The 19,908-nt window shown below is 51.1% G+C and carries 17 protein-coding genes; 14 read left to right on the top strand and 3 right to left on the bottom strand.

Annotation, left to right across the window (positions count from 1 at the left end):
- Window positions 1-224 precede the first annotated feature (224 nt).
- Window positions 225-1,343: a DNA replication/repair protein RecF gene (gene recF / locus ABD880_RS12945; protein ID WP_345166776.1), complete on the bottom strand. Its 1,119-nt coding sequence runs from the start codon at window positions 1,341-1,343 to the stop codon at window positions 225-227.
- A 135-nt stretch (window positions 1,344-1,478) separates the two neighbouring features.
- On the opposite strand from recF, the gene pdhA reads away from it, so the two are divergent.
- From pdhA to ribH, 3 genes are all read left to right on the top strand, one after another.
- Window positions 1,479-2,516, top strand: a complete 1,038-nt coding sequence (pdhA, locus tag ABD880_RS12940; protein ID WP_345166775.1) for a pyruvate dehydrogenase (acetyl-transferring) E1 component subunit alpha — start codon at window positions 1,479-1,481, stop codon at window positions 2,514-2,516.
- A gap of 109 nt (window positions 2,517-2,625) precedes the next feature.
- Window positions 2,626-3,321: a tetratricopeptide repeat protein gene (locus ABD880_RS12935; RefSeq protein WP_345166774.1), complete on the top strand. Its 696-nt coding sequence runs from the start codon at window positions 2,626-2,628 to the stop codon at window positions 3,319-3,321.
- A 172-nt stretch (window positions 3,322-3,493) separates the two neighbouring features.
- A complete protein-coding gene (ribH, locus tag ABD880_RS12930) occupies window positions 3,494-3,976 on the top strand; it encodes a 6,7-dimethyl-8-ribityllumazine synthase (RefSeq protein WP_345166772.1) in 483 nt (160 codons plus the stop codon).
- Between the two features lie 147 nt (window positions 3,977-4,123).
- On the opposite strand, the gene ABD880_RS12925 is transcribed toward ribH, so the two are convergent.
- Window positions 4,124-4,657, bottom strand: a complete 534-nt coding sequence (locus ABD880_RS12925; protein ID WP_345166770.1) for a DUF3575 domain-containing protein — start codon at window positions 4,655-4,657, stop codon at window positions 4,124-4,126.
- Between the two features lie 338 nt (window positions 4,658-4,995).
- Between ABD880_RS12925 and ABD880_RS12920 the strand changes: the two genes are divergently transcribed.
- On the top strand, window positions 4,996-9,138 hold the full coding sequence (locus ABD880_RS12920; RefSeq protein WP_345166768.1) for an Ig-like domain-containing protein: 4,143 nt from the start codon (window positions 4,996-4,998) through the stop codon (window positions 9,136-9,138).
- Window positions 9,138-10,166 (top strand): PorP/SprF family type IX secretion system membrane protein, encoded by a 1,029-nt coding sequence (locus ABD880_RS12915; protein ID WP_345166765.1) that lies wholly within the window; start codon window positions 9,138-9,140, stop codon window positions 10,164-10,166. The genes ABD880_RS12920 and ABD880_RS12915 overlap by 1 nt, the downstream gene beginning before the upstream one ends.
- Window positions 10,167-10,181: 15 nt before the next feature.
- Here ABD880_RS12915 and ABD880_RS12910 read toward each other — a convergent pair whose 3' ends face one another.
- Window positions 10,182-10,478, bottom strand: a complete 297-nt coding sequence (locus ABD880_RS12910) for a hypothetical protein (RefSeq protein ID WP_345166762.1) — start codon at window positions 10,476-10,478, stop codon at window positions 10,182-10,184.
- A 402-nt stretch (window positions 10,479-10,880) separates the two neighbouring features.
- Here ABD880_RS12910 and ABD880_RS12905 point away from each other — a divergent pair, with 402 nt between their 5' ends.
- The 9 genes from ABD880_RS12905 to ABD880_RS12865 all read left to right on the top strand — a co-directional run bounded on the left by ABD880_RS12905 (window position 10,881) and on the right by ABD880_RS12865 (window position 19,893).
- Window positions 10,881-11,264, top strand: a complete 384-nt coding sequence (locus ABD880_RS12905; RefSeq protein ID WP_345166759.1) for a TraR/DksA family transcriptional regulator — start codon at window positions 10,881-10,883, stop codon at window positions 11,262-11,264.
- Window positions 11,265-11,279: 15 nt separating this feature from the next.
- Window positions 11,280-11,843 carry an SMC-Scp complex subunit ScpB gene (gene scpB / locus ABD880_RS12900; protein WP_066507532.1) on the top strand — a complete coding sequence of 188 codons (564 nt, stop codon included), beginning with the start codon at window positions 11,280-11,282 and terminating at the stop codon, window positions 11,841-11,843.
- Between the two features lie 56 nt (window positions 11,844-11,899).
- A complete protein-coding gene (locus tag ABD880_RS12895; protein ID WP_345166756.1) occupies window positions 11,900-13,618 on the top strand; it encodes a pseudouridine synthase in 1,719 nt (572 codons plus the stop codon).
- Window positions 13,619-13,633: 15 nt separating this feature from the next.
- On the top strand, window positions 13,634-14,350 hold the full coding sequence (locus tag ABD880_RS12890) for a type III pantothenate kinase (RefSeq protein WP_345166754.1): 717 nt from the start codon (window positions 13,634-13,636) through the stop codon (window positions 14,348-14,350).
- Window positions 14,343-15,674, top strand: a complete 1,332-nt coding sequence (gene bamG / locus ABD880_RS12885; RefSeq protein ID WP_345166751.1) for a BamG family beta-barrel-assembly machinery protein — start codon at window positions 14,343-14,345, stop codon at window positions 15,672-15,674. The genes ABD880_RS12890 and bamG overlap by 8 nt, the downstream gene beginning before the upstream one ends.
- A gap of 47 nt (window positions 15,675-15,721) precedes the next feature.
- Window positions 15,722-16,255 (top strand): LPS export ABC transporter periplasmic protein LptC, encoded by a 534-nt coding sequence (gene lptC, locus ABD880_RS12880; protein WP_345166748.1) that lies wholly within the window; start codon window positions 15,722-15,724, stop codon window positions 16,253-16,255.
- Window positions 16,252-16,407 (top strand): hypothetical protein, encoded by a 156-nt coding sequence (locus ABD880_RS12875; RefSeq protein WP_345166745.1) that lies wholly within the window; start codon window positions 16,252-16,254, stop codon window positions 16,405-16,407. Before lptC ends, ABD880_RS12875 begins: the two co-directional genes overlap by 4 nt.
- Before the next feature lie 19 nt (window positions 16,408-16,426).
- Entirely contained in the window at window positions 16,427-17,704 is a 1,278-nt protein-coding gene (locus ABD880_RS12870) for a hemolysin family protein (RefSeq protein ID WP_345166743.1), read from the top strand.
- An 83-nt stretch (window positions 17,705-17,787) separates the two neighbouring features.
- A complete protein-coding gene (locus tag ABD880_RS12865; protein ID WP_345166741.1) occupies window positions 17,788-19,893 on the top strand; it encodes a peptidylprolyl isomerase in 2,106 nt (701 codons plus the stop codon).
- Window positions 19,894-19,908: the final 15 nt, after the last annotated feature.

Raw genomic sequence — 19,908 nt, 5'->3', positions numbered from 1 at the left:
AATCGTTTTTACCTTGATTTCCAGAAAGTAGGCGAAAAACGAATTGGATGGGTGTGTAAATCGTAGCGTCGTTCCGCGGAACGACGTGTCTCCATGGAACAAGCACGCTTCCTTTAGCCAATAGCCCACTTCTTGGGTAAATTTTGGGTTACTGTTGGCAAAAGAGATGCTAGGTGCGGGAGACGGATTGGCTGCGTAGAACCACGTCGTTCCGCAGAACGACGCTACAACTCCTCGTCCTCAATGGTCTCTGCCTTGCCTTCGGAAATCCTGAACCGCCTAATGTTGTTGGAAAGCGGCTGGAGAATCTTGTCGGTGCGGTCCAGGTGCGTGTCTGTCAGGAAAATCTGCCCGAAGGTGTTGTTGGCCACCAGCTGCATGAGGTGCGTGATGCGTTTCTCGTCCAGGCGGTCAAAGATGTCATCCAGTAGCAGCAACGGCTTGTTGTCGTTTTTCTGAGCCAGTACCTCAAACTGCGCCAGCTTGAGGGCAATGACGTAGCTTTTCTGCTGGCCTTGTGAGCCATAGTTCTTCACGCTTTTATCCGCCATCAAGAACACAAAATCGTCTTTGTGCGGGCCCACGGTGGTGCGTTGCAAAAGCAGGTCTTTGCGTTGGCTCTGGTCTAACAAATAGGCGTAGTTCTGCCGGATAAGCTGGCTCTGGTAGCCCAGCGTGACCAGTTCTGAGGAGCCCGACAGGTGCTGGTAATGGCGCTGGAAGACCGGTTCAAAGGTCTCCAGGAACGCGGCCCTACGGATACTCAGCTCAGTACCTAACGGCATGAGCTGCTCATCCAGAATCTGCAGGTACTCTTTGTCTACGTAGTTTTTCTCTGCGAACTGCTTTAACAAAGAGTTGCGCTGCTTGAGGACGTAGTTGTATTGAATGAGCAAATCCAGGTAGGAATGGTCCAGCTGGGCCATGAGACTGTCAAAGAACTTGCGCCGGTCCTCGCTACCTTCCCTTATCAAATCTGTGTCATAGGGTGAAATCAGTACCACCGGAAACTGGCCCACGTGCTCACTCACACGCTCATAGGGCGTTTTGTTGAGCGTGATGATTTTCTTCTGGCCGGCCTTCAGGTAGCACTGTACGGCGCTCACCTTGTCATTGCTCACAAAGCGGCCGCGCACTATAAAGTAGTCTTCTCCGTCCTTGATGTTCTGCAGGTCTGTGCCCGTAAAGGCGCTTTTAGTCAGGGACAGGTAATGGATGGCGTCCAGCAGGTTGGTCTTGCCGCTGCCGTTGTCGCCAATAAAGCAGTTGATGTGCGTGGAAAAGGGTAGCGTGGCTTCCTCGTAGTTCTTAAAGTGGAGCAGGTGTAGATTTTCGAGGACCATTAATTTGTTTCCGGTATTTTTCTTAATTTCGCATGTTTAACACTTTTCGGAACATAGCCAGTAGCAGATCTTTAGAGAAAACTACGGCTGCCTTCCGGCCCCTGACTTAACTAGTACGCACAACAGACATAAAGTATGGCGGAGACGAAAGACGCGAAAGCGAAGAAAGCAAAGGTAAACGCTGCCCCTGCATTTTCAAAAGAGACCTACATGCGCTGGTATGAGATGATGCAGCTCATGCGCAAATTTGAGGAAAAAGCCGGCCAGTTATACGGTCAGCAGAAAATCAAAGGTTTCTGTCACTTATACATCGGTCAGGAGGCCTGCGCTGCCGGTGCCATCACCGCGCTTACCAAAGATGACAAATGGATCACTGCTTACCGTGATCACGCGCATCCGCTGGGGCTGGGAACGTCGCCAAACGCCGTTATGGCTGAGCTGTACGCCAAGGCCACCGGTTGCTCTAAGGGCAAGGGTGGTTCTATGCACATCTTTGACAAAGAGGTAAACTTTGTAGGCGGTCACGGCATTGTAGGTGCGCAGGTGCCTATGGGCGCGGGTCTGGCCTTCGCTGAGAAATACAACAAGACAGGCAATCTGTGCATCACGTACATGGGTGACGGTGCGGTGCGTCAAGGTGCTTTGCACGAGGCTTTTAACATGGCCATGCTCTGGAAGTTGCCGGTTATCTTTGTAGTAGAGAACAACGGCTACGCCATGGGTACTTCTGTGGAGCGTACTTCTAACGTGACCGAATTGTATAAACTGGGTCTATCGTATGACATGCCTTCTGAGCCGGTGAACGCCATGCGCTGTGAAGACGTGCATGACGCCGTAGCCCGTGCCGCTGAGCGTGCTCGTGCTGGTGAGGGTCCAACGTTCCTGGAGTTTAGAACCTACCGCTACAAAGGCCACTCTATGTCTGACCCGGCTAAGTACCGCACCAAAGAAGAATTAGAGAGCTATCGTAATCAAGATCCAATTGAGAGCGTTCGTTTTACTATCTTGGAGAACAAATTTGCCACAGAGCAGGAGTTGGAAGAGATAGACAACAAGATCAAGGCGCAGGTGCAGGAGTCAGTGGAGTTTGCTGAGAACTCGCCGTACCCAGATCCAAAAGAGTTGTACACAGACATTTACGTTGAGGCAGACTATCCTTACTTAATGGACTAAACCTTGGCGCTGCGGGAACGCTCTGTTAAAACGAGTGGTTCTTGGAGCTAGCAAGGCGAACAGAAAGCATAAAACTTATTATCTTATATTACTGATGTCAAATAACACAATGAAGCAAGAAAGCGAATTCGAGCTAGTGGAAAACCCAGACGCCCTGGCAGATCGCCTTGTAGGCGGGTCCGAAGATTTTGTGAACCGTCACAAGAACTTGCTGATTGGAATTTTTGTGGCCATTGCCGCCGCCGTGGTAGGTGGGTTCCTGTACTACCAGAACCAGCAGACCAAGAACCAAGAGGCGCTGGCCGCCATGTTCCAGGCAGAGTATTACCTGGAGGCTGACTCTCTGGCCAAAGCCATCAACGGTGACGGTCAGCATGACGGTTTCAAGCAGGTAGCCGATGAGTACGGTAGCACCAAAGCTGGTAACCTGGCTAACTTCTACGCGGGTGTGGCTTTGTTGAAAGACGGCAAATACCAGGACGCCTTGAACTACCTGGAGAATTTTAAGTCTGATGACTTGTTGCTACAGGCCCGTGCCTACAGCCTGCAAGGCGACGCCAACATGGAACTAGGCAAGAAAGAAGAAGCCGCTGACCTGTACAAGAAAGCCGCCGATCACAAAGCCAACGAGTACTTCACGCCGCAGTACTTGATGAAGGCCGGTGTAGCGCTTGAGTCTGCCAACAAATACTCTGAGGCCGCTGAGGTGTACAACCGCATCATCACAGATTTTCCGGGTGCGCCAGAAGTAAACGACGCCAAGAAATACAAAGCCCGCAACGAGGCTCTGTCTGCCGCTAAATAAGCTTCTATTACAGAAATGTACAGAACGGTTCGCTGAGGAGATTTTCTCTCTTGAGCGAACCGTTTTTTTATGCATTTTTGCGTAGAACCGTTTTTGGCCTCTTTTCTTGAAAACAAGCCAAAAACGACGTGTATCCAAGAAACCTATCGTCCCCTTTTAACCAGAAGAACGCATGGCTACCAGCCTAAAGAACCTAAGCGAATACAACTCAGATAAACTGCCAGACATCTCTGGCAAACGGTTTGGAATAGTAGTAGCCGAATGGAACAAAGACATCACCGACGCTCTTTGCAAAGGCGCTTATGAAACCCTGTTAAAGCACGGCGCCCGGCCAGAGAACATTCACCGCAACACCGTGCCCGGCAGCTTTGAATTAACTTTAGGATCGCAGTACCTGGCCATGAGCAATGAGATTGATGCGGTCATTGCGCTGGGCGTGGTCATCAAAGGCGATACCAAGCATGATGACTATATCTGCCACGCCGTCGCCAAAGGCCTGACAGACGTCGCGCTTAAATTCAACAAGCCCGTTATTTTTGGCCTGGTGACTACCAATGATGAGCAGCAAGCCAAAGACCGCGCCGGCGGAAAGCATGGCAACAAAGGCGTAGAGGCCGCGGTTACGGCCATCCAGATGCTGGCCCTGCACAATTAAAACCAGTAGCCCCTTATCAACAGAAAGGCCCGCAGATAGTTCTGCGGGCCTTTCTGTTGATGTACATAGATGTAAATTGTCGTTTTTGGCCTGTTTTCTGAGAATCAGGTTAAAAACGCGTTTATCTCTGCTACGGCAGGCAATGGTTTAGAATCTTAAGCCCAAGGCAATGCCGCCTCTAGGGAGCCAACCGTTATAACCAGCGTCATCTATCTGCTCTTCGGTGCCGCGCTCTACGGTAATGTTGCCGTTAGTGTACTCAGGCCCAATGAAGATGTCAAAAGATACTTTCTCTTTAAAGATCCACTGGCGACCGGCTATCAGTCCGCCTCCAAAGTTGGTGGACTTGCCTTTGTAGCCATAGTCGGGATCCTTGTCTTCAATAGTAAATTTCATGAAAGAAAGGAAAGGCGCTACATAGAACCCGTCTGGCGCCGGTGTGTCAGAAAGATAGACTCTGTATTCTGGCGTGATGCCGTACCCAGAGACGTCTGCAATCTGGGTGAAGAAAACCCCCAACTGTACGCTCTTGTCTTCTTTGATTACCTGCTCTACATAAAAAGAACCCGTCTGAAACAACGGAGTCAAGAGGTTGGCTTTGATTAAGGTGTTTTGGGCCTGCACAGGCTTGGCCGTGATGGCCAAGGCACATACCAGTGCCATTAAGAATAATTTTTTCATGAGCGGATAGGGTTTAGATAAAGGGTTAGTATGCATAGGACAGGGAAGCCCGCAGGAACCCCTATCTCTGGTAACAATATACAAGTATGTTCACTAAGATTTCTATAGTCTGCTTAATTTCTCCATCCATATTAGGTTCTTACACACTAATAAAACACGCTTTAAATAGTTATATGCATTTCTGTAAATTTTCATAGCAATTCTCTATAAGTAGCCCTATTCTTATAATACTTTTTAATTTTCTAATCTTTTTTAGGTAAAAGAAGTAAACACTTGAAGCAGAGGCTTTTCCTGGCCAATTCCCCCATGCTACTTTACCGTTAACTTGTTGGTATGAGATGAACGCTACTAAAATTCTTTGGGGAGTATTGTTGCTTCTCTTTTGGGTGGAGACTGCGTCTTTTGCCCAATCTACCTGTGCTATATCATTAACCACTCAAGGCACCAAGACGCTTTGCCAAGGAGGACAGGTGATTTTAAAAGCCACGTATCCCAAGGCTGCCACCTTTGTGTGGTACAGAGACGGGCAGGTGATAGCTGGGGAATCTAAAGATCTTTTGACCATCCTGGTGCCGGGCACTTACGCGGTAAAAGCGCAAGATGCCTCCTGCCCCAGCTCGCCTAAGTCCAATGACCTGGTCATCACGCAGACCATGGGCAGAATCATTCCTGACTTTTCCATTCCGGCAGACACGGTCTGTTCAGGGAGCCCGGCTACCTTCACCAACAAGTCTATAGGGCAGAACCTGCGGTATTCCTGGGATTTTGGGGATCCTGCCTCGGGGCCTTTTAATTATTCATCCTCGCCCAATCCTTCTCATATTTATACCTCTGTAGGGGGCGAGGTAACCGGCTACATTGTCACCTTGCGGGTTTCCTCACCAGACGGTTGTACGGCCGTGATTCAGAAAACCGTCTTGATTAAGCAAGAGCCAGAGCCCGCGCTCATTGACTTGGTAGCCCAATTTGACAACTGCGCCAACGTGGGTGCCAACAACGGAGCCTTTACGGTGCAGGTGTCAGACGTGTCCATCACCAAAGAAAGCAATGCCAAATACCATATTGACTGGGGAGACAGCACAGAAGAGTTCTTCTCTGACAAGTCTTTTAAGGCGGTGCCGCATACCTACGCCAAAGAAGGCGTCTACCATTTAATAGTGACCGTGGTAGGCAAGAACGGATGCAAGGCGTTTAAAGAATACACCGTCAAAAATATTGGCAAGCCAGAGGGGCTGGTGCTTAGGGCGCCTCCCGCCAACCCTGATGGCTGCGGACCTCACTCCATCACGTATTCCCTCAACCAACCCAACAACGCCAAGACCACGCTCTATACCATTGATTTCGGCGACGGTAGTCCGCTGGTAAGTTTGCCCCATCCACCGCCGGCCACCATTACCCATGTGTTTGACAGCGCCTCCTGCGCCGTGCCGGGCAAGCGGTTCACTATTCAGACTACGGCCAGCAACGCCTGTAAAACCACTATGAACACCTTTAAAGGACCCGAAGTGTACAAGGCGCCCGTGCCGTTCTTTAGCGTGAGCAATAATGGGTCTAACTGCGTCAACCAGCCGTTGGTGTTTAAAAACCTTTCTGAGGCAGGGGCCAACACAGACTGCTCCAGCGCAGTGCAATACACCTGGGATTTTGGGGACGGCACCAAGCTGGGACCCTTTACGGATGTCAACGGTTCCAAACCCCAGCAAACGCACCAATATGCCAAAGCGGGTACCTATACCGTCATCCTCACCGCGCAGAATGGGTGCGGTGTTTCTGAAATAAAACGCCAGGTCTGTATTAGTGCCACAGAAGCCGCCTCGTTTACCATTGAGAAGCCAAGAGCCACCAGTTGCACCGCAGACGTTTTTGTCTTGCGGCAGCAACAAGCAACTTCTGCCAACGGATGCACAGATAGAAAAGTCAAGTGGCAGGTAGAACCCAGTCAGGGGGTTGCCTTTGTAAACAACACCACCAACCTCTCAGAGGAGGCCCAGATCTCCTTCGCCCTGCCCGGGGAGTATACGATTGGGCTCACGGTAACCAATGCCTGCGGCACAGAAACAACAAGCCAGATCCTAAAAGTAACCGGTAAACCCGCGGTGGCCTTCCTGCAGAAACAGGCGGTCTACTGCGCACCGCAAAAAGTAAAGATGGGGGCAGAAGGCACCTGCCATGCGTTATCTGTGACGGCCGGCAGCAGTCCTATTAGCGCCTACAACTGGATCCTGCCACGGGGAGCAACATTCGCGCAAGGCAGTACGGCTAGTTCAGCGTCTCCAGAGGTTGTTTTTTCAGAGAAAGGCGAGTATAGAATGGGGTTGGTGGTATCAAGCCTCTGCGGTCCGGCAGACACTACCTTCCAGACCATTTCTTTCTTTGACGGCAACCAAGCGCTTTCTTTAGTTGGTGACACAGTCATTTGTGAAGGGAAAGCTGCCATCTTGAGTGTTCGTAACCCGGTAGGTATTTACAAATGGTATACCCAGCCCACCGGCGGCACCCTCATCTACACCGGTAACATCTATTCCACGCCTCCCTTAACCAAGTCTCTTACCTGCTATGTAGAGGAAGAGAGTACAATGGGGTGCGTGGGCACCACCCGGAAAGAAGTAAGAATCCAGGTGTACCCAGCCTCCATTGTAAATAAGCTGACCCTAACCCAGACGGTGCAATGCGCCGGAGAGTCGCCTCCCGTCATTACGGGCTCCAACCCCTCAGATGTAAATGTTGGTTATGCCTATAAATGGCAGATGAGTGAAGACGGGTATCACTTTGTAGAAGCCGCCGGTGCCAACCAAGGCAAAGACTATCAAGCGCCTTCGCTCAGCAAAGACACCTGGTTTAGAAGAGTTGTCATTGGGGGCAGTTGTTTTGAGGCGATTAGCGATACTGTGAAAATTAGGCGTGTGACCAAGCCAGTGGCGCCCGTACTCCTCAGTAAGACCGTGTGCGCAGGGCAGGGCGTTTCTTTGCAGGTGGTATCTCCTAAAACCCATGAGGTGTACAAGTGGTTTACCCATGCTACCGGCGGTACAGAACTAGGAGAGACGGCCACACTTGCCCTACCCACCATCTTACGGGACACGGTATTCTATGTGCAGGCCAACGCCGCAGGCTCTGCTTGCGCCAGTAGCACCAGAACCAAAGTCACCGTCACCGTATTGCCTGCCTTAGTAAACAACACTATTACGGGTAGCCAAAGCATTTGCCCAGGTGCACGCATGACACCCTTTGTAGGAAGCACGCCTTCTGGCGGAGATGGAACATATACCTACCAATGGGAATACAGCGCAGACAACAGCGTGTTTGTGCCCGCACCAGGAACCAGCAAAGGGAGAGATTATGTGCCCCAACCGCTGGACAAGACCACATGGTTTAGGCGCGTAGTCACCTCCGGAGACTGTTTTAGTAGTGCAAGCGACGCCATAAAAATCACCGTGTCACCGCCAATCGCCAACAACAGCATTGGCCCTGACCAGGTAGCCTGCGTAGGGCAGGCACCCAAGGTCATCTGGGGTACGGAGGTCACGGGGGGAGGGGGCACGTATGCCTATCTTTGGGAGTCAAGTGACATAGGCCCTACGGGAGGGTTTGTGCCAGCTCCGGGCGTAAACACGGGCAAAGATTACCAGCCACCGCAAGTGAAAGACACCCGGTGGTACAGAAGGGTAGTGACCGCTGCCCCGTGTCAACAGAGCATAAGCACCGCTGTGGCCGTAAAGACCGAGCCCTTGCCCAAGCTGAACTCTCTAGCTCATCTCAACCAGAAGGTGTGCGCCGGGCAGTCAGCCAAATTTGAGATTTCTAACACCCAGTGGCAGTACAAGTGGTACAGCCAACCCACTGGAGGGGTAGTCTTACACACAGGCAATGTATTCACCTCACCCAGACTCCAGAAAGAGGCCGTCTTCTACGTAGAGGCCGTCTCAAGTAGCGGGTGCGTGAGTCTGGAACGAGAACCTGTAAAAGCAGAAGTAGTGCGTCCTGAAGTCATAGCCGGGCCAGATGTCTCCATCCTCAAGGGCAGGGGTGTGCACCTGCGGGCAACGGCATCGCCAGCCGCTGGCGGCAAGTTTGTATGGTCGCCTGCCACCGGGCTGCAATCCCCAGAAGGTGCAGAGGTGGTGGCAGCCCCGGAACAGAATACCACATATACAGTCACCTATACTTCACCGGAAGGCTGTACCGTCACAGACCAGGTAACGGTAGAAGTAACGCCGCACCTGTTTGTGCCCAACGTCATCACTCAGAACAATGACGGCATGAACGACGAGTGGGACATTAAGAACATAGAGTCCTACCCAGATTGTAAAGTAGAAGTCTACAACCACTGGGGCAGTCTGGTCTTCACCTCTAACGGGTATAAAACTAAGTGGAACGGTACCTACCAGGGCAACCCCTTGCCTGTGGCCGCTTACTATTATATCATCCATATCAACGGGCAGGAGAAACCAATTACGGGCAGTGTAACCATTGTGAAGTGATGAAGACAGGAAGAGGAATAGGGCTGGCTCTGTTGTTATGGAGCCTCACAGTGGGCACGGGCTCTGCCCAAAAAACCGACTACTACAGCCAGTACATGGTCAACAACCTGCTCATAAACCCTGCGGTGGCTGGCATTGAGAACTACATTGACGTGAAAAGCTCCATCAGGAAGCAGTGGGTAGGCATTGACAACAGCCCTTTTTCTGTCTACCTGAGCGCCAATGCGTCCATTGGGCACAATGACCGCAACGTGGGCCGTAACAGAATGTCAAGAGACGCCGCCTATTCTAACAACCGGGTAGAGCGTAACAATAAGTTCTACGGTGTTAGGCCGCACCATGGGGTGGGCGTGGTGCTGCAGGCAGACAGAATGGGTTTGCTACAGTCACAGGCATTGAATCTGGTGTACTCGTATCACATTCCCCTTACCAAGGCCATCAACTTCTCGGTGGGGGCCTCTGGGGGCTTTGCCCGGCAGTCCTTTAACAGTGCCCGCGCCGAGGTGAACGATCTCATGGATCCTTCTTTGAATGGCGCCAACATGGCCACCTTGAAAGCAGACGTGAGCCTGGGCGCCTGGCTTTATACCAGAAGAGGGTATCTGGGATTTACCGGGGCGCATTTACTCAAAAGCCGGGATGACTTTAAAAGCCCGTTTCTGTCCAGTCTGGCCATCAGTGTGGAGCCTGTGTATGTAGTGACCGCCGGGTATAGGGTGCAGCTGCAACGGTACGTGGCGGTGGTGCCCTCTGTGCTGGTAAGAAAGATGATTGACGGCCCCTGGATGACCGATGTAAACGCCCGCGTGGAATATGACAACCGGGTTTGGGCAGGTGCGTCTTACAGAGACAGAAGTGCCGTCTCTGTGATGGCCGGGGTGAACGTGAACCATTTGTTTAGCGTGGGGTACGCCTATGATTGGACTACCTCCAGTCTCTCAGATGTAAACGCCGGTAGTCATGAGGTCATGCTGGGTATGCGCCTGAAGAACTCCTCTAAGGCGCTTTGTCCACAGTGGGTTTGGTAAAGATCAATCGTATAGTTACTCACTACCACCGTTTTTAGCCTGTTTTTGAGAAAAGAGTCCAAAAACGGCAGAGGCTTGTCCATGAACGCTCATCTCTTCCTTCGGGCACGCTGCTTCTTGCCTAAGGTATTTTCCCTTGTCCTCGTTTCGTCTCGGCAATCTATTAGGACCTGGCTGGTCAATCCGTAGGGCTTCGGTTAAATTTTTTAGATAGACTTTTATTCCGGTAGGTATTGGGACTGAAAATGCCGTTGGTTCGCTGCCTAAGTAGAAGTAGGCGGTAAATTTGACGGTTTTTGTCTGTACAGGCATGCAACCATTGGCTCTGCAAAAGGCTCTTTTTGCAGAGCCTTTGTTTTTAGGAGGCCGTTAACCATTTCCGTTTTTGGGGTATTGTGGAGAAAACAGGCCAAAAATGATTTAATAAAGCGCCCAAACTGATTAAGAGGACCAATAGGAGCGGGTAAATTGTAAAATGAGGCTATCAATTTGAACTACTGCATAGTTTTCAGAAATAATAGCTGTATTTTTGCGCAAAATTGTAACTCCCCCAAGCTGTGCCTTTTACCAAGGGGCAGGGCAGAAATTGAGATTCGCTTAGGGCTTTGAGCAGGCAGCGGCTACAACACAAAAGGCCGTTTGTCGTAACCAAGCCCGAGCGTTAAATACTTTTATACTAACAAACTATAGCAAAACCGTTACCAAATTATAGCCATGTCTGAAGAAAAACTACGGTATTCCCGCGAGGAGTTGAACGAATTTGAGTCGATTATCCTTGAGAAATTAAATAATGCGCGCAAAGAGGTGACGTTTATCAAAGAAACCTTGAGCCGCCGCAATGATGAGGGTACTGACAACACGGCCAACACCTCTAAGGTCTTGGAAGACGGTGCAGACACCCAGGAAAAGGAAAGCTTAAACCAGTTGGCCTCCAGACAGCTTAAATTCATCCAGCAGTTGGAGAACGCCTTAATCCGGATCAAGAACGGAAGCTACGGCGTGTGCATCAAGACTGGTAAATTGATACCAAAGGAGCGCTTAAAGGCCGTGCCGCACACGCAGCACACCATTGAGGCTAAAATGAACCGCAACGACTAATAAGGAGTACCTGATTTGAACCTGCTACTGAATCACCTACAGGCACTTATCTTTTGTGCCACCTCGCCAGTGTCTATTGAGGAGCTGCAGAAATGCCTCTCAGAAGCCTTGGTCACGGAGGTGAGTGTAAGCGACGTGCTGGAGGGAATTGAGCAACTCAATGCTCAATTCTCTACAGACGCGTTCTCTTTCCAGATTTACGCCATTGGCGGCGGGTATCAATTTTTGACCAAGCCGGCCTACCAGGACTCGGTGAGCATTTTATTGAAGCATAAGTCCAAGAAGAAGCTCTCTGCCTCGGCGCTGGAGACCTTGGCCATCATTGCCTACAAACAGCCCATCACCCGCACCCAATTAGAGCAGATAAGAGGCGTAAGTTGTGACTACGCCATCCAGCGCCTGCTGGAGAAAGACCTTGTAGAGATCAAAGGCAAGGCAAACACCATTGGACGCCCCGTGTTGTATGGCACCAGCCAGAAATTCATGGAGTACTTTGGCATCAACCACCTCAGAGACCTGCCTCAGCTAAGAGACCTGGCCCCAGAGGAGAACACCATCGGCGAGACTGCTGATTTATAAGCAAATAGTACACATCCTTTTATACAGTAGCGATACTGCAATTTTTTAATTTCAACATGGCTAGAAGAGAAGACACGCCCCAAGAAGGCAGAGACAGAGACCGTAGCGCAGGCAACGGTGAGAGAAAAGTATTTGGCCGTGGCACCCGCTTTGACCGCCCAGCCGGCGGTGACAGAGACAGAGGCCCGCGTAGAGATAATGACAATAGCCGTTCTACCTCAGACAGAGGAGGAGACCGTGCAGAGCGTCCGCAGAGAGAACACAAAGACGACTACAGTGGCTATGCTGCCAGCACAAGAAGAGATGACAGAGAAAGAGCCCCACGCCGCGAAAATGACCGCCGGGGTGGCGACTTCCGTCCGGTAGAGCGCAACAGCAATAGCCGCTCAGAAAGACCTTCTTTTGGAGACCGTGATAGAGCACCACGTCGTGACGATGACAGAGGCGGGTTCAAAAGACCAGGCTCATCAGACAGAAACGAAAGAGGCAGCTACTCAAGAGGCGGTGAAGACCGTAACCGTGAAGGCGGCTACAGAAAACCAGGTTCTTCTTTTGGCGGAGACAGAGACCGTTCTTCTTCTAGAGGCGGTGATGAGAGACGCAGCTTTGGCAGCTCTGACAACAGAGAAAACCGTGGCTTTAACCGCGGTGGTGAAGGCCGTCGTGAGGGAGGCTTCAATCCTACAGAGGGCAAGAAGAGATTTGCGCCCAACCCGCACCCAAGCAGAAGTGAGGGCAGAGAAGAGCGCCCAAGAGATGAGCGTCCGCGTAAATTTGAGGAAAGACCTAAGCGTGCGTTTGAGATAGACAACCCAGACCGCGTTTCTTCCAGACCAGAAAGAGGAGACAGACCTTCTTTTAACAAAGGAGGAGACCGTCCGTCTTTCCAGGGCCGTGATGACCGCAGAGGCAACGATAGAAACAGCAGACCGGGTGACCGCGACGCCAGTAAGCCGCGTAGTACCAGCCGCTATGACCGCTCTAATGAAGAAACCCAGGAGGCGCCTTCTTACAACTTAAAGCACTACGAAGACCGTAAGAAGCGCAAGCAACAGGACAGCGATGACGATGGCATCCGTCTGAACCGTTACATCGCCAATGCAGGTATCTGTTCCCGTAGAGAGGCAGATGAACTGATTGCCGCCGGCGAGATCAAAGTGAACGGCGAAGTGGTGACAGAGATGGGCTACAAAGTAGATCCCGCTGATACTGTGCAATACGGCCGTAAGACCTTGAGCCGTGAGAAAACGGTGTATGTGCTCTTGAACAAACCAAAAGACTTCATCACTACCACTGAGGATCCAGAAGGCCGCAAGACCGTGATGGATTTGATCAAGAACGCCTCTAAGGAGCGCATGTTCCCGGTGGGCAGACTAGATAGAAACACCACCGGCCTGTTGCTTTTCACCAATGACGGTGAGTTGGCTCAGAAACTAACGCACCCATCGCACAAAATCACCAAGATCTACCAGGTAGAACTGGACAAGCCCATTACCAAAGATGACTTGGCCAAGGTATCTGAAGGGGTGGAACTGGAAGACGGCAAAGCAACCGTAGATGATGTGGCTTTACTGGGGGACAGTGGCAAGTTCCTGGGCATTGAGATCCACATTGGCCGTAACCGCATCGTGCGCCGCATTTTTGAACACCTGGGCTATGAGGTAGTATCTCTGGACCGTGTACAATATGCCAGCCTCACCAAGAAAGACCTTCCTAGAGGAGACTGGAGATTCCTTTCAGAAAAAGAAGTAGTGCGCTTGAAATACTTTATGTAATCAATCGTTCTCTGGATGTTGAATCTAGCCATTGACATGGGCAACTCCCGCATCAAAGTCGGCTTTTTTGAAGGCGGTTCTTTGGTGCGGGAGTCCATTTTTACGGATCTCTCCCAAATAGGGGAGGCCTTGAAGGACCAAGAGGTACAGCACGTGATCGTCTCTTCGGTGCGCAAAACGCCCGAGAAGCTGAGTAACGTGGTTCCGTTACTGGGCAAGCAGTTGCTGTTTTCTGCCCAGACGCCGGTACCCTTGCAGAATGCCTATGCCACGCCCAGCACGCTAGGGGTAGACAGGTTGGCCGCCGCCGTAGGCGCGCAGCACTTGTTTCCAGAGCGCAACTGCCTGGTCATTGACGCCGGCACCTGCATTACCTATGATATTGTGGAGGCCGCGGGCGTCTATCAGGGCGGAAGCATTTCGCCGGGAGTAAACATGCGCTACCAGGCCATGCACACGTTTACTGGTAAGCTGCCGTTGTTGTCAGGGACAGATTTGCCGCCCCGCCCGGGTAAAACCACAGAAGAGGCCATGAAAAGTGGTGTTCTGTATGGTGCGGTGGCAGAGATGGAAGGCATGATTCAACATTATGAGCGTCAATACAAATCATTGACCGTGGTTCTTTGCGGCGGCGACGCTCCGTTTTTTGAAAGTACAGTAAAAGCACGCATCTTTGTCATTCCCGAATTGGTTTTAATCGGGCTAAACCGAATTTTAGAGTATAATGTATAAGCCTTTTCGCGCACTGCTTCTCCTTTCAGGTCTTGTTATTGGGTCGCATGTACAAGCGCAACAACTCGCCAACTCTCCATACTCACGGTTTGGGGTGGGTGACGTAGTGCAGGGCACCGGCGGTGTTCGTAATTTTGGAATGGGCAACGTAGGAGTAGGCACCGCCAACATGGGTTCTATCAATGACATAAACCCCGCCCTCCTGTATTATAACAACATGGTCAACTTTGAGGCCGCGGTCATCTCTGAGCTTAAAAAGCTAGAGGATAGAACTGCCTCACAGGTAGACGGTAAAACCAACTTGAACTATCTGGCGTTGTCTATTCCTATCACACGCAGATGGACGGCCTCTTTGGGGCTTAAACCCTACAGCCGGGTAAATTACAACACCATTGTGGTCACGCCGGTCAATGATCCCTCAACAGGCAACAAAGTGGCTCAATCCTTTACAGAATACAGCGGAAGCGGCGGCCTAAACGAGGTCCATTTTTCGCATGGGGTGTCTCTGGCACCGGGTCTTACCCTAGGGGCGTCTGGGTCTTATATCTTTGGGACCATTGAGAAGGCTGCCTCTACTATTCTGGTAGAAGAAGGTGAAACTGACATCTCTGCCGTGCAGAAGGCTTTGGTGAACAACACTACCAAGTACACGGGCTTTATGTTAAAAGGCGGTACCCACTACCGCAGAAAGTTGACAGACAAGTTCCACATGGGCCTAGGGGCCACCTATTCTGCGCAGTCTGTGTTGGACGCTGACAGACAGGTAAGCCAGGAGCGCAGACGGGTAGACGAGTCTATTGTGTCACAGGTGCTGGTAGACAGCCTGGATGGTCATACTACTCTTCCGCAACAACTGCAGGTGGGCATAGCGGTTGACAATGCCAAGAATTTTGTAGTGGGCGCAGATTTTTCTTCATACAAAGGATCAGACTTTAGAGGATTCAGCAGCGAGAAGAATGCCGGCCGTCAAGAGCAGGGCGATGGCTACAGAATTGGTCTGGGCGGTGAACTAACGCCAGATGCAGGTTCTGTGAGCTCCTATTTTAAGCGCGTGACATACCGCCTAGGTGGTTACTACAGTGCCAATGAGGTAATGGCCACTACCGGCGCGCAAGAAGTGAAAGACATGGGCCTTACCTGGGGCTTTACCTTTCCGTTGGGCAGAGGCGTACGCCCGCCAGATTATACGCAGGCCGTTATCAACACCAGCTTTGCCGTAGGTAAACTAGAAGGCACCCAGACACAACTGGAGGAAATGTACTTTAGAGTGAACATTGGCATCAACTTTAACAGCCGCTGGTTCATTAAGCGTAGGTTTGACTAATTGCTGAGCGCAGGCTATTCTTTACTCAACCCAAGAACTTTCCAGACATGAAGGCATATTCTGTATACGTGCTGGCGTTGTTGTCCCTAATGATGGGAGCGGCCTGTTCGGGGTCTGGAGATGAGGCGGTCAAGGTAGTGCAGTACAAAGGCCCTGAGGCCGAGACCAAGGACCTGGTCACCATCTACAGCGATTCTGCCAAAACCGTCTTAAAGATGACCTCGCCGCTAGAGCAGAAAATGCAGAACGGCGACATTCTGTACCCCAAGGGACTGTACATCACGTTTTATGAAGACGGCAAGCCCTCTAGCATGGTGTCTTCTAAGTACGGCAAGTATGACCAGTCCAAAGACCAGTACTTTGTGCGCAATGACGTGGTGGTCAAGAACATCACCAAGAATGAGCAGCTCAACACAGAAGAGCTGTACTGGGACAAGAAGAAGCGCATCATCTTCACAGAAAAGTTTGTGCGCATCACCTCGGCCAAAGAGGTGGCCACCGGGCATGGCCTCACTGCCAATGAGGATTTCTCAGACTACCAGATCAAAAACTTCTCTGGAAGCTTTACCCTGCAACAATGACGCTTAAACAAACCATTTACCTGGCCCTGGCCGTTGTGGCGCTGGTCATAGGCACGCACCGGGCCACCAAAGACGGCATAGTGGAGAGCTACTGGATTTTCATGATCGCCATGATCTTTCTGTTCCTTTTTCGTATGAACAGAGGAAAATAAGCCTCTTCCCTGCTACTGAATGGAGTCAGACATACCCTATATATTTCTTAGCCTTGGAGCGGTTTTGCTCTTGTTGCTGGGCGCCTGTGAGGTAGCCCTGCGGCACTTGAACCCAGTAGTCTCTCAGCTGGAGGCCACAGAACAGAAAAGCATGATAGGCTATCTGCTGCGCAGAGAGTCTCAGGTCTTTCTCACCATTCAGCTAGGCCTGGGCATAGGGCTCCTTCTCTTTGCTGCCGGCTTGTATGAAGTACTCTATCAACTGCTCCTGAACCAGACGGCGCTCATGCACAGCCTGGCCATGGTGCTGGCCGCCGGTAGTACCATCCTCATGAGCTGGTTGTTGTTTCTGGGCGTAGGCATGGGAGCAGCGTCTTTGGCCACCAGCGGTAAAACGTTACGGGTGCTTTCTGGTCCTCTGCTGCTTGTATATCTGGTGCTGTACCCCATTACTACTCTGGTAAAAGCCGTTTTTAGCCTGTTTTCTGGAAAAGAGCCCAAAAACGAGAACGACCTGCTCACCAATGCGCTGGCGTTTGAACCCTTCGGTACCAAGCTGCCTACCCCTGAGGAATCTACTCTGGCGCTCCTGGCCACGGAGGAGGTAGACACCAAGATTTTTCATAATGCCCTGGAGTTCAAAAACGTGAAAGTGCGCGAGTGCATGGTGCCCCGCACTGAGATTGACGCCATTGAGCTAGAAGACGGGGTAGACGCCCTGCGTGAAGCCTTCATTGAAACCGGCCACTCCAAAATCCTGATCTACCAAGACTCCTTGGACAACATCCTGGGCTACTGCCACCAATTTACGCTGTTCAAGCACCCCAAGACGCTAGAAGAAATCCTCATGCCCATGGAGGCCGTGCCGGAGACCATGCTGGCCGGCGAGCTGTTCGTTAAGTTCATCACAGACCACCGCAGCATTGTGCTGGTAGTGGATGAGTTTGGCGGCACCTCTGGTATTGTGACCTTAGAAGACGTGATGGAAGAAATCTTTGGCGACATCAACGATGAGTATGATGAGGAGGACTTGCTGGAGCAGACCCTGCCAGAACCCGGCACCTATCTGTTCTCTGCCCGCCAGGAAGTAGACTACCTCAATGAAGCCTATAAATTAAATCTGCCCGAGGGCGACTATGAAACTCTGGGCGGATTTATCCTGTCTGTGCTAGAGGAAATCCCCTCTGCCGGAGACGTAATCACCGTCCCACCCTTTGAAATACGCATTTTGTCCATGGATGAGCACCGCATCAATACGGTGCACCTGTCTGTTAAAATCACTTCGCCAGAAGAATAAGCTGCGCTCTAGGCACTTATATTTTGATTTTACCACTTATTCAGATTATTTTGCATAACGCATAAAATACGTCAATTACTTACATGGCATTAATTAACAAGATTCGGGAGAGGTCAGGCTTCGCCATTGGCGCGATTGCCATTGGCTTGCTTTTTTTCATTGTGTTAGGAGACCTGCTGGGGCCAAATTCCCGGTTGTTCAGTGACAAAATGGTAGTAGGGGAGATTGCAGGGCATGAGGTGCCGGTACAGGACTTTGAGCTCATGGTAGAAGAAGCCAAGAACAACTATGCCCAGCAGTACGGCCGCCAGCCCGGTGACGCCGAGATGGCCTCTTTGCGCGAGCAGACCTGGAACCAGTTGGTATTCAAGTACGCCTTTGAAGAAGAGTTTGAAGAACTGGGCTTAGGCGTTTCTGATGATGAACTCTATGACATGGTGCAGGGCAAGAACATCCACCCGGCCATCAGACAAATGTTCACTGACCCACAAACGGGCCAGTTTGACTTGAACAGAGTGCGTCAGACGCTACAGAACTTAAAGTCCATGGACCCCGCCCAGCGCGAGTCTTGGTACAAATATGAAGCAGAGCTAGCCACAGACCGTCTTCGTAACAAATACTACAACCTGTTTACGCTGTCTAACTACGTGACTACAGAAGAAGTGAAGCGCTTCAACGCAGAGCAGAACAGCCGCGCCAGCATGAAGTACCTGTTCATTCCGTATTTCACCATCGCAGATTCTGCCGTGAAAGTGTCTGACAAGCAGTTGCAGGACTACCTGGACAAGAACAAGAAGAAATTTGAAGTAGAGGAAGGACGCTCTATCTCTTACGTGACCATTCCGGTGGCCGCCTCTAGAGAAGACAGCGCTTCTTACCAGCAAGAAACGTCTGCACTTGCCGCTGAATTTGCTTCTACTCAGAACGACTCCCTATTTGTAAAAGCCGAGTCTGACACGCCTTACAACGGTGCGTATGTGTCTGTAAGTGAATTGCCAGAGCCTTTGAAGAAGCAGACCTTGGAGCAAGGCAAATTGTACGGTCCTTTCATAGAGAACGGTACGTTCAGCCTCATCAAGGTAACCGGCGTGAAAGACGGTGGTGCCGCTTCTGCCCGCGCCAGCCACATCTTGATCAAGCCAGAGAACACCACCCCAGAGGCCAAGGCTGCTGCTAAAGCCAAAGCTCAGGACATCTACAACCAGATCAAAGGCGGTGCTGACTTTGCCATGATGGCTGCCCAGCACGGTACTGACGGCACGGCCTCTCAAGGCGGTGACCTAGGTTGGTTTACCCAGGGCCGTATGGTACCCGCGTTTGAGAAAGCCGTGTTTGGTGCTTCTTCTGCCGGCTTGCTGCCAAACCTGGTAGAAACTGAGTACGGTTTCCATATTGTAAAAGTGGTGAATCCTAAAACTACCAAGAGCTACCAATTGGCACAGGTAACCCGCTCTATCACGCCAAGCGATGCCTCTAGAGAAGATGCCTTTAGAAGAGCCAGCATCTTAGCCTCTGAGAGCAACAACGCCGAAGAGTTTGAGCAAGCCTTAGCCAAAGAGAAAGGCTTGGTAAAAGCCGAAGCCAAGAATATCACCGCCGCAGACCGTGGCGTGAACAACCTGCAGAACGCACGTGAGTTGGTGCGTTGGGCCTTTGACAAAGAAACCAAAGTTGGTAAAGTTTCTCCGGTAATGACAATGGATGACCAATACGTGGTAGCCGTGTTAACCGGTAAGCGTGAAAAAGGAACCGCCAAAGTAGAGGACATCAAAGACGAGTTGACGGCCGCCGTGCGCAATGAGTTAAAGGCAAAGCAGATCCAGGAGAAACTAGGTAAGATTACTGGTACCCTAGAGCAAGCCGCCGCCAAATATGGTCCAAACGCCATTGTACGCTCTGTATCAGACGTAACCTTGGGCACTGCCAACGCGCAAGGATTAGGTTATGAGCCAGTGGCCATTGGCAACGCCTTCGGGTTGAAGCCAGGCCAGCGCACCCAGCCTATCCAAGGCGAAGGTGGTGTAGTGGTGATGGAAATGACCAGCGTAACGCCAGCCCCTCCGGTAACAGACGTGAACACTGTTAAACAGCAGTTAGCAGGTCAGCGTGCCGGCAGAGTACAAGGCGCCATCTATGAGGCCGTTAAACAGAACGCCAAGGTTGAAGACAACCGCGTACGTTTCTTTTAATTAGAAGTCTTTATA

This window comes from Nibribacter koreensis (genome assembly GCF_039541795.1).
GTDB classification, from domain to species: Bacteria; Bacteroidota; Bacteroidia; order Cytophagales; family Hymenobacteraceae; genus Nibribacter; species Nibribacter koreensis.
The sequence above is the reverse complement of the archived record's forward strand: the minus strand, read 5'-3'. Positions and strand labels throughout refer to the sequence as shown.

Coding starts and splice junctions, on each gene's coding strand:
- lptC (WP_345166748.1), top strand. CDS start 15,722: ATGAAGGCATATTCTGTATACGTGCTGGCGTTGTTGTCCCTAATGATG.
- ABD880_RS12925 (WP_345166770.1), bottom strand. CDS start 4,657: ATGAAAAAATTATTCTTAATGGCACTGGTATGTGCCTTGGCCATCACG.
- recF (WP_345166776.1), bottom strand. CDS start 1,343: ATGGTCCTCGAAAATCTACACCTGCTCCACTTTAAGAACTACGAGGAA.
- ABD880_RS12910 (WP_345166762.1), bottom strand. CDS start 10,478: ATGCCTGTACAGACAAAAACCGTCAAATTTACCGCCTACTTCTACTTA.
- ABD880_RS12865 (WP_345166741.1), top strand. CDS start 17,788: ATGGCATTAATTAACAAGATTCGGGAGAGGTCAGGCTTCGCCATTGGC.
- ABD880_RS12890 (WP_345166754.1), top strand. CDS start 13,634: ATGTTGAATCTAGCCATTGACATGGGCAACTCCCGCATCAAAGTCGGC.
- ABD880_RS12935 (WP_345166774.1), top strand. CDS start 2,626: ATGAAGCAAGAAAGCGAATTCGAGCTAGTGGAAAACCCAGACGCCCTG.
- ABD880_RS12920 (WP_345166768.1), top strand. CDS start 4,996: ATGAACGCTACTAAAATTCTTTGGGGAGTATTGTTGCTTCTCTTTTGG.
- ABD880_RS12895 (WP_345166756.1), top strand. CDS start 11,900: ATGGCTAGAAGAGAAGACACGCCCCAAGAAGGCAGAGACAGAGACCGT.
- ABD880_RS12905 (WP_345166759.1), top strand. CDS start 10,881: ATGTCTGAAGAAAAACTACGGTATTCCCGCGAGGAGTTGAACGAATTT.
- ABD880_RS12875 (WP_345166745.1), top strand. CDS start 16,252: ATGACGCTTAAACAAACCATTTACCTGGCCCTGGCCGTTGTGGCGCTG.
- ABD880_RS12870 (WP_345166743.1), top strand. CDS start 16,427: ATGGAGTCAGACATACCCTATATATTTCTTAGCCTTGGAGCGGTTTTG.
- ABD880_RS12915 (WP_345166765.1), top strand. CDS start 9,138: ATGAAGACAGGAAGAGGAATAGGGCTGGCTCTGTTGTTATGGAGCCTC.
- ribH (WP_345166772.1), top strand. CDS start 3,494: ATGGCTACCAGCCTAAAGAACCTAAGCGAATACAACTCAGATAAACTG.
- pdhA (WP_345166775.1), top strand. CDS start 1,479: ATGGCGGAGACGAAAGACGCGAAAGCGAAGAAAGCAAAGGTAAACGCT.
- bamG (WP_345166751.1), top strand. CDS start 14,343: ATGTATAAGCCTTTTCGCGCACTGCTTCTCCTTTCAGGTCTTGTTATT.